This is a genomic window from Rhodococcus sp. 11-3 (assembly GCF_023704055.1).
GTDB classification, from domain to species: domain Bacteria; phylum Actinomycetota; class Actinomycetes; order Mycobacteriales; family Mycobacteriaceae; genus Rhodococcus; species Rhodococcus aetherivorans.
Genome location: NZ_CP080406.1, coordinates 2,635,799 through 2,649,488, shown reverse-complemented (window position 1 = coordinate 2,649,488; position 13,690 = coordinate 2,635,799). Strand labels below are relative to the sequence as shown.

15 protein-coding genes are annotated in these 13,690 nt (G+C 70.6%); 2 read left to right on the top strand and 13 right to left on the bottom strand.

The genetic code is table 11. From position 1 onward, the window contains the following. Positions 1 to 25 precede the first annotated feature (25 nt). Positions 26 to 1,189 carry an IS30 family transposase gene (locus tag KZJ41_RS12650; RefSeq protein ID WP_051446190.1) on the top strand — a complete coding sequence of 388 codons (1,164 nt, stop codon included), beginning with the start codon at positions 26 to 28 and terminating at the stop codon, positions 1,187 to 1,189. Between the two features lie 57 nt (positions 1,190 to 1,246). Here KZJ41_RS12650 and KZJ41_RS12645 read toward each other — a convergent pair whose 3' ends face one another. The 6 genes from KZJ41_RS12645 to KZJ41_RS12620 form a co-directional block, all read right to left on the bottom strand. Then, a complete protein-coding gene (locus KZJ41_RS12645) occupies positions 1,247 to 1,561 on the bottom strand; it encodes a DUF2469 domain-containing protein (RefSeq protein WP_003939014.1) in 315 nt (104 codons plus the stop codon). A gap of 37 nt (positions 1,562 to 1,598) precedes the next feature. Continuing rightward, the gene (locus KZJ41_RS12640; protein WP_065922646.1) at positions 1,599 to 2,297 is read right to left on the bottom strand and encodes a ribonuclease HII; all 699 of its coding nucleotides are present in this window, start codon (positions 2,295 to 2,297) and stop codon (positions 1,599 to 1,601) included. Continuing rightward, complete coding sequence (lepB, locus tag KZJ41_RS12635) at positions 2,294 to 3,052, bottom strand: signal peptidase I (protein WP_044476372.1); 759 nt, start codon at positions 3,050 to 3,052, stop codon at positions 2,294 to 2,296. The genes KZJ41_RS12640 and lepB overlap by 4 nt, the downstream gene beginning before the upstream one ends. A 108-nt stretch (positions 3,053 to 3,160) precedes the next feature. Further along, complete coding sequence (rplS, locus tag KZJ41_RS12630; protein WP_003939017.1) at positions 3,161 to 3,502, bottom strand: 50S ribosomal protein L19; 342 nt, start codon at positions 3,500 to 3,502, stop codon at positions 3,161 to 3,163. A gap of 85 nt (positions 3,503 to 3,587) precedes the next feature. Beyond that, complete coding sequence (locus KZJ41_RS12625; protein ID WP_006944315.1) at positions 3,588 to 4,493, bottom strand: hypothetical protein; 906 nt, start codon at positions 4,491 to 4,493, stop codon at positions 3,588 to 3,590. A 147-nt stretch (positions 4,494 to 4,640) separates the two neighbouring features. Next, positions 4,641 to 6,998, bottom strand: coding sequence for a Tex family protein (locus KZJ41_RS12620; RefSeq protein ID WP_006931083.1), 2,358 nt, complete (start codon positions 6,996 to 6,998; stop codon positions 4,641 to 4,643). A gap of 116 nt (positions 6,999 to 7,114) precedes the next feature. Here KZJ41_RS12620 and KZJ41_RS12615 point away from each other — a divergent pair, with 116 nt between their 5' ends. After that, on the top strand, positions 7,115 to 8,071 hold the full coding sequence (locus KZJ41_RS12615) for a hypothetical protein (protein ID WP_006933696.1): 957 nt from the start codon (positions 7,115 to 7,117) through the stop codon (positions 8,069 to 8,071). A 10-nt stretch (positions 8,072 to 8,081) separates the two neighbouring features. Here the strand turns inward: KZJ41_RS12615 and trmD are convergent, their stop codons facing one another. The 7 genes from trmD to ffh all read right to left on the bottom strand — a co-directional run bounded on the left by trmD (position 8,082) and on the right by ffh (position 13,641). Next, complete coding sequence (trmD, locus tag KZJ41_RS12610; RefSeq protein WP_006933695.1) at positions 8,082 to 8,783, bottom strand: tRNA (guanosine(37)-N1)-methyltransferase TrmD; 702 nt, start codon at positions 8,781 to 8,783, stop codon at positions 8,082 to 8,084. 6 nt (positions 8,784 to 8,789) lie between these two features. Then, the gene (rimM, locus tag KZJ41_RS12605; RefSeq protein WP_029543205.1) at positions 8,790 to 9,347 is read right to left on the bottom strand and encodes a ribosome maturation factor RimM; all 558 of its coding nucleotides are present in this window, start codon (positions 9,345 to 9,347) and stop codon (positions 8,790 to 8,792) included. Positions 9,348 to 9,357: 10 nt separating this feature from the next. Beyond that, complete coding sequence (locus KZJ41_RS12600) at positions 9,358 to 9,600, bottom strand: RNA-binding protein (protein ID WP_006933693.1); 243 nt, start codon at positions 9,598 to 9,600, stop codon at positions 9,358 to 9,360. Beyond that, positions 9,600 to 10,040 carry a 30S ribosomal protein S16 gene (gene rpsP / locus KZJ41_RS12595; protein WP_006933690.1) on the bottom strand — a complete coding sequence of 147 codons (441 nt, stop codon included), beginning with the start codon at positions 10,038 to 10,040 and terminating at the stop codon, positions 9,600 to 9,602. The genes KZJ41_RS12600 and rpsP overlap by 1 nt, the downstream gene beginning before the upstream one ends. A gap of 176 nt (positions 10,041 to 10,216) precedes the next feature. Beyond that, positions 10,217 to 10,963 (bottom strand): CPBP family intramembrane glutamic endopeptidase, encoded by a 747-nt coding sequence (locus KZJ41_RS12590; RefSeq protein ID WP_006933689.1) that lies wholly within the window; start codon positions 10,961 to 10,963, stop codon positions 10,217 to 10,219. Further along, entirely contained in the window at positions 10,960 to 12,054 is a 1,095-nt protein-coding gene (locus KZJ41_RS12585; RefSeq protein ID WP_006933685.1) for an amidohydrolase family protein, read from the bottom strand. The genes KZJ41_RS12590 and KZJ41_RS12585 overlap by 4 nt, the downstream gene beginning before the upstream one ends. A 6-nt stretch (positions 12,055 to 12,060) precedes the next feature. Further along, positions 12,061 to 13,641: a signal recognition particle protein gene (gene ffh, locus KZJ41_RS12580; protein WP_006933683.1), complete on the bottom strand. Its 1,581-nt coding sequence runs from the start codon at positions 13,639 to 13,641 to the stop codon at positions 12,061 to 12,063. Between the last annotated feature and the right edge of the window lie 49 nt (positions 13,642 to 13,690).

Sequence of the window (13,690 nt, the reverse complement as noted above, 5' to 3'; positions counted from 1 at the left end):
GCGACACGCTCCCTGACCAGGGGAGATGTCAGTGGGTCGAGCAGCACGAGAGGCGAAGAAGGCTAGGTTCTTCGCCATGCGCATGACGAAGGTGTCGATCGCCAAGGCCGCAGCCGCGGTCGGTGTCAGCCGACAAACCGGCTACCGGTGGGAGGACGAGGCCAACGGCACCGTCCGCCGTGCCCCGCACTGGGAGCACGGCGGACGGTCGTTGTCCCTGGGCGAGCGGGAGCTTGTCGCCCTCGGACTCGCCCGCAACGAGTCGGTCCAGACGATCGCCGCGCACCTGGGCCGGCACCGGTCGGTGATCTACCGGGAGATCGAACGCAACAGCAACCGCGACGGTAGCTACCGCGCCGTGTCGGCCCACGCGCGGGCCTGGACCCGAGCACTGCGACCGAAAGTCGCCAAGCTGATGGCCGCACCCGAGTTGCGCGCGTATGTCGTCGCCAGGCTGAAGCTGCGCTGGTCCCCGCAGCAGATCTCGGCCAGGCTGGTGGTCGACTTCCCCGACCGAGCGGAGATGCGGGTGTCCCACGAAACCATCTACCAGGCCGTGTATGTGCAACTGAAAGGCGAACTGCGAAAAGAGCTTTCGGAGTATCTGCGGCGCCGGCACACCCGTCGGGTGCCGCAGGGGCGAGTGCCGAGCAGTGCCCGCCATATTCCCGACAAGATCCTCATCTCCCAGCGGCCCGCCGAGGTCGAGGACCGGGCGGTGCCCGGGCACTGGGAGGGAGATCTGATCATGGGGGCGCGCAACCGCTCGGCGATCGGCACCCTGGTCGAGCGCACCACCCGGTACGTGGTGTTGCTGCACCTGCCGAAGGTCCGCGACGTGTCCGGCGTCCGCGATGCGATGATCGCCGCGATGCGGTCGTTGCCGGAGGTGATGCAGCGGTCGGTGACCTGGGATCAGGGCCACGAGATGCGTGCTCATGCCCAGATCACCATGGCCACCGACGTCGCTGTCTACTTCTGCGATCCGCACTCGCCGTGGCAGCGCGGCACCAACGAGAACACCAACGGTCTGCTCCGGCAGTACTTCCCCAAGGGCACCGACCTGTCGGTGTACACGCCCGAGGACCTGCAGCAGGTCCAGGACGAGTTCAACGGCCGCCCCCGGCAGACGCTACGCTGGCGCACGCCAACCGAAGCGTTCACCGAGCTTGTCGCATCGGCCGCCTGAAACCGCCCAGATCGAAGGAATGTGACATTCGGCCACGTACGGGAGGTCGTAGGGGCGCTACCCCAGCTTGTCGGGCAGGCGCAGGTCCGGCTTGTCGAGCTCTTCGATGTTGACGTCCTTGAAGGTGATGACCCGGACGTGCTTGACGAAGCGGGCGGGGCGGTACATATCCCACACCCACGCATCGGACATGCGCACTTCGAAGTACACCTCGCCGCCGGAGTTGTGCGGCAGCAGCTCGACCGCATTGGCGAGATAGAACCGTCGCTCGGTCTCCACGACGTACGCGAACTGACCGACGATGTCCCGGTACTCCCGGTACAGCGAGAGCTCCATCTCGGTTTCGTACTTCTCGAGATCCTCGGCACTCATCGGTCTCGGTGTCCTCCCGTTCTGGTGTGTTGATCCATCATCCCGCATCCGCCTCGTCGGAGCCGAATCGGCCGGGGCCGGCGTCGTCGCCGAGGAGGGCGGCAACGTTGGCGTACCGCAGCCGATGCTCCCGGCTGGGGCCGAGCTCCCGCAATGCCGCCATGTGCGCGGGGGTGCTGTAGCCCTTGTGGACGGCGAAGCCGTAGCCGGGCAGCTCGCCGTCGAGGTCGACCATGATCCGGTCCCGGGTGACCTTGGCGAGCACGCTCGCCGCCGCGATGCAGGCCGCCGCGGCGTCGCCGCCGATGACCGGCAACGACGGCGCCGGCAGGCCGGGCACGCGGAAGCCGTCGGTGAGGACGTACCCGGGCGCGACGGACAGCCGCATCACCGCGCGGCGCATGCCCTCGATGTTGGCCACGTGCACGCCGATGACGTCGATCTCGGCCGCCGGCACGATCACCACGCTCCACGCCACCGCGCGACGGCGGATGATCGGGAACAACTCCTCGCGGGTCTTCTCGGTGAGCCTCTTGGAGTCGTCGAGGCGCGCGAGCGACGGGTGCGGTTTGGGATCGAGGATGCAGGCGGCGACGACCAGCGGCCCGGCGCAGGCGCCGCGCCCGGCCTCGTCGACACCCGCGACCGGCCCGAGCCCGCACCGCACGAGCGTCGACTCCATGGTGCGCAGGCCCGCGGACCTGCGGATCACGGCACGCGGCGGCCACGACGTCACGGTTGCTGGATCTCCGGGGAATCGATGGTGCCCCACCGCGACGGCGGCAGGACGATGAACCGGGCCTTGCCGATCACGTTGTCGATCGGGATGGTGCCCTGGTTCTCGTCGGCGACGTGGTAACGGGAGTCCGCGGAGTTCGAGCGGTTGTCGCCCATGACCCAGAGGTGACCGTCCGGCACGGTGACCGGCCCGAAGCACCGGCCCGAGCGCACCTCGGTCTCGCAGGTGACCACGCCGGGTGTGAACGGGAAGTCCATCTCGATGTACGGCTCGTCGAGGGGCTTGCCGTCGACGAGGACGCGGCCCTGGTCGTCGCAGCATTCGACGGTCTGCCCGCCGACGGCGATCACACGCTTGACGAGGTCGTTCTCGTCGGGCGGGACGAGTCCGACGAGGGATCCGACCTCCTGCACGCCGCGGATCACGACGTTGTCGGAGCGGGTGGAGACGTAGCCGGTGGACCAGGAGTCGGGGCCACGGAAGACCACGACGTCGCCGGGCCGGGGGTCGCCGAAGCGATAGCCGATCTTCTCGACGACGATCCGGTCGCCGGTGCAGCCGGGGCAGCCGTGCAGCGTGGGTTCCATCGACTCCGAGGGGATGAGGTAGACCCGCGCGACGAAGGTCTGGAGCAGGAAGCTCAGCACGAGTGCGACGAGGATCAGGACGGGCAGTTCCCGCAGGAACGACTTCTCCTTCTTGTCCTGTTTCCGATCGCGTTCGGGGGTGTCGTCGGTGCTGCGCTGCTGCATCTCCGGCACGGCCGGGTCTCGCGATGAATCTGCCACCGAATCAGAGTAGCCCGGCCCGGAACGAATCCGGACCGGGCTACTCGGGGCCTGGCGGTCAGCGCGACGAGGTCAGCGCTTTTCCTTGATCTTGGCGGCCTTGCCCCGCAGCTCGCGCAGGTAGTACAGCTTGGCGCGACGCACGTCACCGCGGGTGACGACCTCGATCTTGGCGAGGTTGGGGCTGTGCACCGGGAAGGTCCGCTCGACGCCGACGCCGAACGACACCTTGCGCACGGTGAAGGTCTCGCGGATGCCACCGTTCTGGCGACGGATCACGACGCCCTTGAAGACCTGCACGCGCTCCTTGGAGCCCTCGATGACCTTCACGTGCACGTTCAGGGTGTCGCCGGCACGGAAGTCCGGAATGTCGTCGCGCAGGGACTTGGCGTCCAGGAAGTCCAGGGTGTTCATCGGTTGTCATCCTCGCTTGTTCGCATGAGCAGAGGAACCGAGCGGCAGCCGCCGGAAGGCGGTGCTCGACTGGTTCGTGCCCAGGTCAGGTATGCGTGCCCGAGCCGGGCAACCCGTCAATTGTGCCAGACGGTGCCGGGGTGGCGGAAATCGGCGGGGGCGCGGCGTGCACCGTGCGGGCCAGTTCGGCTTCGGCGGCGACGCGGGAGTGCTCGACGGCCCCGTGCACGGTGTCCATCGTCGGTTTGCCCGCGACGAGGTCCTGCACGAAGATCTTCGCCCGGATCACCGGGCGCCGATAGCGCCTCTCCCGCTCGATCGCGCGGCGCATCTTGCGGACCTTGCCGCTGTAGCGCCACCGCGCCCAGGGGGCGCCGGGCCGCGACAGGCGCACCGCGCCGATCAGCAGCAGTGGGAAGACGAACAGGCCGATCAGGCCCGTCCAGATCTTGCCCTTGGCCAGCACGACCGCCGCGAGGGCGAGATTTGCGAGCGCGGAGAGGGCGATCAGCGTGCGGGTGACCCACGACGGGTCCTCCCGGAAGTTGGTGACGTCGGCGAACTCGAGGGGCTGCAGGCCGAGCAACACCAGGCCGGTGACGGCGATCGCGACGAAGACCGCATCCACCGAGACGCGTCCCTCCTGCTCCCAGTACACGTCGTTGAGATAGAAGATCAGGGCGAACTCGTCGAGCACGAGCGCGGTCCCGATGCCGAAGAGCGTGGCCAGGGCCGCTCCGGTGGTCTGCGTGCCGTCCTCGTAGACCGCGATCAGGGACCCGCCCGCGATCACCATGGTGACCACGCCGAACACCACGTGGTGCACGTGGTGCCCGCCGGGGGTGACATTGCCGGGCCACCAGCGCACCTGGGCGCGGATCATGCGGACGCTGAATCGGATGAAGAGGAACGCGAGGAGGAATCCGAGCAGGAAGAACAGCAGCGGCAGTCGCCCGCGCTCGATGATCTCGCGCTGCAGCCACTCGGTCACCGCAGTCACCGCGCGATCGCCCTCGGAACGCCGTCGACGAGGCGGAGCGGGTCCTTCGGCGCGCGGCCGGTCGTCACGGTGGGCTGCATGCTCCCGAGGATGTCAGGAACCGGGCCGCGCCGGTAGTCGGCGCGGCCCGGGGCGCATCTACTTGCCGAATCCGGCACGCCGCAGCGCGTCCGCCATCGATCCGGCGGCGGGCGCGGCGTCCTGGCGACGGTCGCCGCGGCGGCCGCCCTGCCCCTGCCGCTGTCCGCCCTGCCGCTTCCCACCCTGCCGCTGGCCGCCGGGCCGGCGCCCGCCGCGGTCCTGCGGACCGCCCGGGTCGGCACCGCCGGCGGGGGCACCGGGGGCGGGGATCTCGTCGTCAAGGCGCAGCGTCAGGCTGATCCGCTGCCGGGGCACGTCCACGTCGAGCACCTTGACCTTGACCACCTCGCCGGACTTCACGACGTCGTGCGGGTCCTGGACGAAGCTGCGGGACATCGCGGACACGTGCACGAGGCCGTCCTGATGCACCCCGACGTCGACGAACGCGCCGAACGCCGCGACGTTGGTGACCACACCCTCGAGCACCATGCCGGGCTTCAGGTCGGCGACCTTCTCCACGCCGGCGGCGAACGTCGCGGTCTTGAACTCCGGGCGCGGGTCGCGGCCCGGCTTCTCGAGCTCGGCGATGATGTCGGTGACGGTGGGCAGGCCGAAGCGGTCGTCGACAAACTCCGCCGGCCGCAGCCGGCGCAGCACCGCGGTGTTGCCGATGAGCTCGCGCACGTCGCCGCCGTTCCGTTCGACGATACGCCGCACCACCGGGTACGCCTCGGGATGCACGCTCGAGGTGTCGAGCGGGTCGTCGCCGTTGGGAATCCGCAGGAAGCCGGCGCACTGCTCGAACGCCTTCGGACCGAGGCGCGGCACGTCCGTGAGGGCCTTGCGGGTGCGGAACGGGCCGTGCTGGTCTCGATGGGCGACGATGCTCTCCGCGAGGGACGAGGCGATGCCCGACACCCGGGCGAGCAACGGCACCGAGGCGGTGTTGACGTCCACGCCGACGGCGTTCACCGCGTCCTCGACGACCGCGCCGAGGGAGCGGGCGAGCATCGTCTCGGACACGTCGTGCTGGTACTGGCCGACGCCGATGGACTTGGGATCGATCTTGACGAGCTCGGCGAGCGGGTCCTGCAGGCGCCGGGCGATGGACACCGCACCGCGGATCGACACGTCGAGATCCGGCAGTTCCTTCGACGCGTACGCCGACGCCGAGTACACGGACGCGCCGGCCTCGGACACCACGATCTTGGTGAGATTCGTGGCACCGGACTTGGCGATCAGCTCGGTGGCGAGGGCATCGGTTTCGCGGGAGGCGGTGCCGTTCCCGATCGCGATCAGTTCCACCCCGTGCTGCGCGACGAGCCGCGCGAGGGTGGCCAGGGCCTGGTCCCACTTGTTGTGCGGCTGGTGCGGGTAGATCGTGTCGTGCGCGACGACCTTACCGGTGGCGTCGACGACGGCGACCTTGGTGCCGGTGCGGAAGCCGGGGTCGAGTCCCATCGTCGGCCGGGTGCCGGCGGGGGCGGCGAGCAGCAGGTCGCGCAGGTTGGCGGCGAACACGTCGACGGCGTCCTTCTCGGCGGACTGCCGCAGCCGCATACGGGTGTCGAGGGCCAGGGAGACCAGCAGCTTGGTGCGCCACGCCCAACGGACGGTGTCGAGGAGCCACTTGTCGGCGGGCCGGCCCTCGTCGGCGATGCCGAAGCGGGCGGCTATGCGGCCTTCGAAGTAGGTGCGCTGCCCGGGCTCGGGTTCCTCGGTGTCCGGCTCGAGCGACAGGCTGAGTACCTCCTCCTTCTCGCCGCGCAGCACCGCGAGGATGCGGTGCGAGGGCAGGTCGGTGAAGGGCTCGGAGAAGTCGAAGTAGTCGGCGAACTTGGCGCCCTCGGTTTCCTTGCCGGGACGCACGGTGGACTTCAGCTGTCCGCGGGTCCACATCGCGTCACGCAGTTCGCCGACGAGGTCGGCGTCCTCGGCGAAGCGTTCGACGAGGATGGCGCGGGCGCCGTCGAGCTGTTCGGCGCTGTACTGCGCGGGATCGGTGGTGGGGTCGCCGATCAGGGCGTCGGCGACGGGCTCGTGGCCGGCCTCCCGCGCGATCTGCGCCTTGGTGCGCCGCTTCGGCTTGAACGGCAGGTAGATGTCCTCGAGCCGGGCCTTGGTGTCGGCGAGGAGGATCTGCGTGCGCAGCTCGTCGTCGAGCTTGCCCTGCGACTCGATGGATTCGAGCACCGCGGTGCGGCGCTCGTCGAGCTCACGCAGGTATCGCAGGCGTTCCTCGAGCTGCCGGAGCTGGGCGTCGTCGAGCGCGCCGGTGACCTCCTTGCGGTAGCGCGCGATGAACGGCACCGTTGCGCCGCCGTCGAGCAGGTCGACCGCCGCGGCGACCTGACCTTCCCGGACGTCGAGTTCCTCGGCGATGCGCTGATTCACGGTCTTGAGAGCGGTCGTCACAGCGGTCGACCCTACCGTTATCCTTCCTCCGCCCTCGGTGACGCGCGTGGGCGCGCCCGTCTCCGAGGTGGACGGTGGGGCGAGCTCGCCGGACAATCGACTACAGGAGCGTGGGAATGTCCCGGGTGCGCGGCGGCCGCTGGGCGGTGCTGGCGCTGTCGTTGCTGACGGCGGCGACGGTGGGTGCGTGCGGCCCGGAGCCGGTCGTGTCGCCGGTCGCCCTGCCGTCCGCCGCCGTCGAGTCCCCGGGCCCGCTGGAACCGTTCGGTTCGCTGCCCGACCGGATGACGGCCGCGGCGGCGACCGCCGCCGGACGCGGCGCCGACGTGACGATCGCCGCGCTCGATCGTCGGACCGGGCGCCGGGTCGTCGGGGGCGTCGACGCGCCGATCGAGACCGCGTCGGTGGCCAAGCTGTTCATCGCCGACGACCTGCTGTACCGGGCGGCGACCGGCGAGTTGCCGCTCGGCGGCAGTGACTACGACCGGATCACCGCGATGCTCGAGTCGTCGGACGACTCGGCGGCGAACGACCTGTGGTTCCGGCACGGCGACTCGGAGATCGTCGAGCGCACCGCCGCACGGCACGCGTTCACCGGCACCGTCGCGCCCGCGGACGGGCTGTGGTGGAACACCGTCACCACCGCGTCGGACCTGCTCACCTGGTACGCGGACCTGCTCGACGGCACGGGCGGGCTGGACGAGTGGGGCCGCGCGACGATCGTCGGGCACCTGCGGGCCGCCGCTCCGGTCGGCGCCGACGGGTACGACCAGCATTTCGGGTTGCCGGACGGGCTGGTCGACACGACGGGACTCGGCGTGAAGCAGGGCTGGATGTGCTGCCTCGACGGGCGCTGGATCCACCTGTCCACGGGGTTCGTCGGCGAGGACGAGCGGTATGTGCTGGTGGTGCTCGCCCGCGAGCTCGTGCATTACGACGACGGCGACGACCGGTGGGCCGATCTGCCGGACACGGCGCTGTTCGACGTGACCGGGGATGCGAGTGCGCAGCACGCGCGGGACACGGTCACCGAGGTGGTCCGCACGGTGTTCGGCGGCGCCGGCGCGCACTGACCGTGACCGGTCAGTCGGCGAGCAGGTCGGGTCGGCGTTCGCGGGTGCGCTCGAGCGCCCGCTCCCGGCGCCATGCGGCGACCTTGGCGTGGTCCCCGGACAGCAGCACCGGCGGCACCTCGAGGCCGCGCCAGCTGACGGGGCGGGTGTAGCTGGGGCCCTCGAGGAGGCCGTCGGAGAAGGAGTCCTCCTGGTGGGACTGCTGATTGCCGAGAACGCCGGGCAGCAGTCGCACGACGGCCTCGGTCATGACGAGGACGGCGACCTCGCCGCCGATGAGGACGTAGTCGCCGATGCTGACCTCTTCGACCCGGACCCGACGGGCGGCGTCGTCGAAGACGCGCTGGTCGATGCCCTCGTAGCGGCCGCAGGCGAACACGATGCGCTTCTCGCCGGCCCAGCGCTGCGCGGTGGCCTGGTCGAACGGCACGCCGGCCGGGGTGGGGACGACGAGCAGCACGTCGGGGTCGGGTTCGCCGTCGGGGCCGGCGAGCACGTCGTCGAGGGCGGGCCCCCACACCGTGGGCTTCATGACCATGCCCGGTCCCCCGCCGTACGGGGAGTCGTCGACGGCCTTGTGCACGTCGTGGGTCCAGTCCCGCAGGTTGTGGATCCCGACGGAGACGAGGCCCTTGTCGATGGCCTTGCCAAGCAGCGCGACGCGCAGCGGCTCGAGGTATTCGGGGAAGATGGTGACGACGTCGAATCGCACGGGAGGTTATGTCTCCGAGCCGAAGTCGGGGTCGAGCAGACCCTCCGGCGGGTCGATCTCGATGACGCCGCCCGCGAGCGACACCGTCGGCACGATCGCGGTGACGAACGGGATCAGCAGTTCGCGCCGTTCGTCGCCGGCCGGGCGGACGGCGAGCAGTTCGCCGGCGGCGGTGTGCAGCACCTCGCGAACGGTACCGATCTCGGTGCCGGCGTCGGGCCGGCCCGCGACGATGCGTACGGCCAGGCCCTCGAGCTCGTGGTCGTAGAACTCGTCCGGGTCGTCGGACGGCGGCAGGTCGGCGCTGTCGACGAGGAACAGGGTGCCGCGCAGGGCGTCGGCGGCGCTGCGGTCGGCGATCCCCCGCAGGCGCAGCAGAAGCCGCCCGGAGTGTTCCCGGGCGGCTTCCACCGTGTACGTCTGCAGGGTCTGCTCGCGGGGCTTGCGGCCGTGCAGCACGGCGCCGACGGCGAAGCGCTCCTCGGGTTCGTCGGTGCGAACCTCGACGACCACCTCACCCTTGATGCCGTGCGACTTGGCGACACGGCCCACCACGAGCTCCACCGCGGCGCGCCTACTGGTCGGTGTCGACGACGTCGACGCGGATCCCACGGCCCCCGATGCCGGAGACGAGGGTCCGCAGGGCGGTCGCGGTGCGGCCGCCGCGGCCGATGACCTTGCCGAGATCGTCGGGGTGCACGTGCACCTCGACGGTGCGCCCCCGACGGCCCGTGATCAGCTCGACGCGCACGTCGTCGGGGTTGGCGACGATCCCACGGACGAGATGCTCGACGGCATCGGCGACAACGGTGCTCATTACTCGGCAGCCTCGGTGGACACGGAGGACTCCTCCGCGGTGTCTTCCTTGGCGGCCTTCTTCTTCTTGGGCGTGACGGCCTCGGCAGCCGGCGCGTTCTCGGCCTGCGCGAGGGCGGCCTGGAACAGCTCGAGCTTGGACGGCTTCGGCTCGGCCTTGCGCAGGGTGCCCTCGGTGCCGGGGAGACCCTTGTACTTCTGCCAGTCGCCGGTGATCTTGAGGAGGTTCTCGACCGGCTCGGTCGGCTGCGCACCGACGCCGAGCCAGTACTGGGCCCGCTCCGAGTCGATCTCGATCAGCGAGGGCTCTTCCTTCGGGTGGTACTTGCCGATGGTCTCGATGGCGCGGCCGTTGCGGCGGGTGCGCGAGTCGGCAACCACGATGCGGTACTGCGGGTTGCGGATCTTGCCGAGACGGGTGAGCTTGATCTTGACAGCCACTGCTGTGAATCTCCTTCGGCGCATGCGAAATACGCCTGTCACGTGCAATTCGGACGACGTGCCCTTCTGGCACGCCCGGTTTTGCCTCTATCCTGTGACCGCCGCGCGGTACGTAACCGGATGCGACGACAGCGATCCATTCTGCCAGATCCGCTCGCCGGGACGAAAACGGGAGGTCAGAGCAGAAACAGCAGGCTCAGCGCGGGCAGGGTGTTGTTGAGCGAGTGCGCCACCCAGGAGGAGAACACCGACCCGCCGCGCAGCCTCGCGAACCCCATCGCCGCTCCGCCCCACAACAGAACCGGCAGCCGCCACCACTCCTGATGCCACATGGCGAACACGACGGTGGTGATCGTCAGGACGCCGATCGGGCGTCCCCACCATCGCTCGGGCCGGCGTTCGAGCGCCCCCCAGAGCATGCCGCGGAACATCAGCTCCTCGCCGAGCGGGGCGCCGAACCACACCCAGGCCACGAGCAGCAGTTTCCACACCGTGGGCAACCCGACCAGGGCGGTGAGCGGGGAATCGGCGGCGTCGATGCCGAGGGCGACGACGAGGATCGCTGCCAGGATCAGCGCGCCGAGCAGCGCGATTCCCCCGCCGAGCAGACCGATTCCGAGCTGGTTGCGGAACTCGGGCCACGACCGCGGCAGTCCGAAGTCGGCGACGGGTCCGCAGCCACGCCACACGCTGAACGCCACGGCCGCCGCCCCCGCGAGCAGGGTGGGGGCCATGATGGCGAGCACGTATGTCTCGGCGACGAAGCCCTCCCCGGCCAGGACCGGTCCCAGCGTGAAGCCGGCGAGGTTCACGGCCAGCACCACCAGCGCGGCCGGGAGGCCCCACCGGTGCGCGGGGGGCGAGGGCGCGGGCCGGGGCGGGGCCGCAGCGGTCTCCGGGTCGGGTGGCTCGGGGACGGTCATGCGAAGGCGGCGCGGCGGGTGACGACGGCACCCCGGAGCATCACCAGGCCCGGCCGGGCCAGCACGTCCGGCCCGGTCCGCGGATCCAGCTCGTACACCGTCAGGTCGGCGGGGGCGCCCGGCTCGAGGCTCGGATGCCCCAGCCAGGCCCGGGCCGTCCAGCTGGCGGCGCCGAGCGCCTCGGTCGGGGTCAGCCCCACCTTGCCGAGGGCGGCGACCTCGTCGGCGATGCGACCGTGCCGCACCGAGCCGCCGGCATCGGTGCCGGCGTAGATCGGGATCCCGGCGTCGTGGGCGGCGCCGACGGTGTCCGCGACACGGGCGTGCAGGTCCCGCATGTGCGCCGCGTAGACCGGGAACCGGGTGGCCGAGTCGGCGATCTCGGGAAAGTTCTCGATGTTGACCAGGGTCGGCACGAGGACCGTGCCCTGCGCGGCCATGGTGGCGATCGTGTCGTCCGTCAGCCCGGTGCCGTGTTCGAGGCAGTCGATGCCGGCGGCGAGCAGGCCGGGCAGCGCGTCCTCCCCGAACACATGGGCGGTCACGCGCGCTCCCGCGCGGTGGGCCGCGGCGATCGCCTCGACGAGGATCCCGTCCGACCACAGCGGCGCGAGATCGCCGGTGCCGCGGTCGATCCAGTCGCCGATGAGCTTGACCCAGCCGTCCCCCGCGCGGGCCTGGCGAACCACCTCGTCCGGCAGCTGCGATTCGTCTTCGAGGTCGACGGGCAGCCCGCGGATGTAGCGCTTGGGGGCGGCGATGTGCCGTCCCGCGCGCACGATCCGCGGCAGGTCGGCCCGCTCGTCGAGGTGCCGGGTGTCGACCGGGGATCCCGCGTCGCGCAGCAGCAGCACCCCGGCGTCGCGCTCGGTGACGGCCTGCGCGATCAGCCCGTCCGCGTCCTCCGCGCCGCCGCCGAAGCGGATCCCGACGTGGCAGTGGGCGTCGACGAGACCGGGCAGGATCCAGCCGTCGGCGGTGAGCAGCTCGGCCCCGGGGATCGGCTCGGCGGCGAACGTGCCGTCGTCGCCGATCCACAGCTCGATCGGTTCGCCGTCCGGCAGGGACCGTCCGCGCAGGGTGAACGCCACGGCGGACTACTTCTTCGGCAACTTCAGCTGCGAGAGGTCGAAGTTCTCGAGACCGGGCGGCAGCTCGTCGAGGCCCTTCGGCATCTTCGACAGGTCCGGGAACCCGGCGGGCATCCCGCCCATGCCGGGCATGCCGGCGGGCATGCCACCGGGGAATCCGCCCTTGATCTTCGGCGGGGTCGGCCCGCGGCCGCCCTTCTTGCCCTTCTTGCCCTTCTTCGCGCGCTGCGGCTTGCGGGACCCGGGCATGCCCATGCGCCCGGCCATCGCGGCCATCATCTTGCGGGCTTCGAAGAACCGGTCGACGAGCTGGTTGACGTCGGAGACCTTGACGCCGGAGCCGTTGGCGATGCGCAGCCGCCGGGAGGCGTTGATGATCTTCGGGTTGGCGCGTTCCGCCGGCGTCATGCCGCGGATGATCGCCTGGATCCGGTCGAGCTGCTTCTCGTCGACGTTCGCGAGGGCGTCCTTCATCTGTCCCGCACCCGGCAGCATGCCGAGCAGGTTCGCGATCGGGCCCATCTTCCGCACGGCCATCATCTGCTCGAGGAAGTCCTCGAGGGTGAGTTCACCGGAGCCGATCTTCGCGGCGGTGGCCTCGGCCTGCTCGGCGTCGAAGACCTGCTCGGCCTGCTCGATGAGGGTGAGCACGTCGCCCATGCCGAGGATGCGGCTGGCCATGCGCTCGGGGTGGAAGACGTCGAAGTCCTCGAGCTTCTCACCGGTCGACGCGAACAGGATCGGCTGACCGGTCAGCTCGCGGACGCTGAGCGCGGCACCGCCGCGGGCGTCGCCGTCGAGCTTGGTGAGCACCACGCCGGTGAAGCCGACACCGGCGCGGAACGCCTCGGCGGTGCTCACGGCGTCCTGGCCGATCATCGCGTCGAGCACGAACAGCGTCTCGTCGGGCTGCACGGCGTCGCGGATGCCGGCGGCCTGGGCCATCAGCTCCTCGTCGATGCCGAGGCGGCCGGCGGTGTCGACGATGACCACGTCGTAGTGCTTGGCGCGGGCCTCGGCGACGCCGTCGCGGGCGACGTTCACCGGGTCGGCGGCGGTGATGCCGAGCGGGTTCTCGCCGCCGCCGATGGAGGTGCCGGGGTGCGGGGCGAACACGGACGCACCGGCGCGTTCACCGACGATCTGCAGCTGGGTGACCGCGCCGGGCCGCTGCAGGTCACAGGCGACCAGCAGCGGGGTGTGGCCCTGGTCCTTGAGCCACTTGGCGAGCTTGCCGGCGAGGGTGGTCTTACCGGAGCCCTGCAGACCGGCGAGCATGATCACCGTGGGCGGGGTCTTGGCGAACTGCAGCCGCCGGGTCTCGCCGCCGAGGATCCCGACGAGCTCCTCGTTGACGATCTTGACGACCTGCTGGGCGGGGTTCAGCGCGCCGTGTACCTCGGCGCCCTTGGCTCGTTCCTTGATCTTGGCGATGAACGAGCGCACCACGGGCAGGGCGACGTCGGCCTCGAGCAGCGCCAGGCGGATCTCCCGGGCGGTCGCGTCGATGTCGGCGTCGGAGAGGCGCCCCTTGCCGCGCAGGTCCTTGAGGGCTCCGGTCAACCTGTCGGAAAGGGATTCGAACACCGAATGCGCTCCTGGGTCTGGCGAAGATGCGGACAGTTCTGCGCTCCAG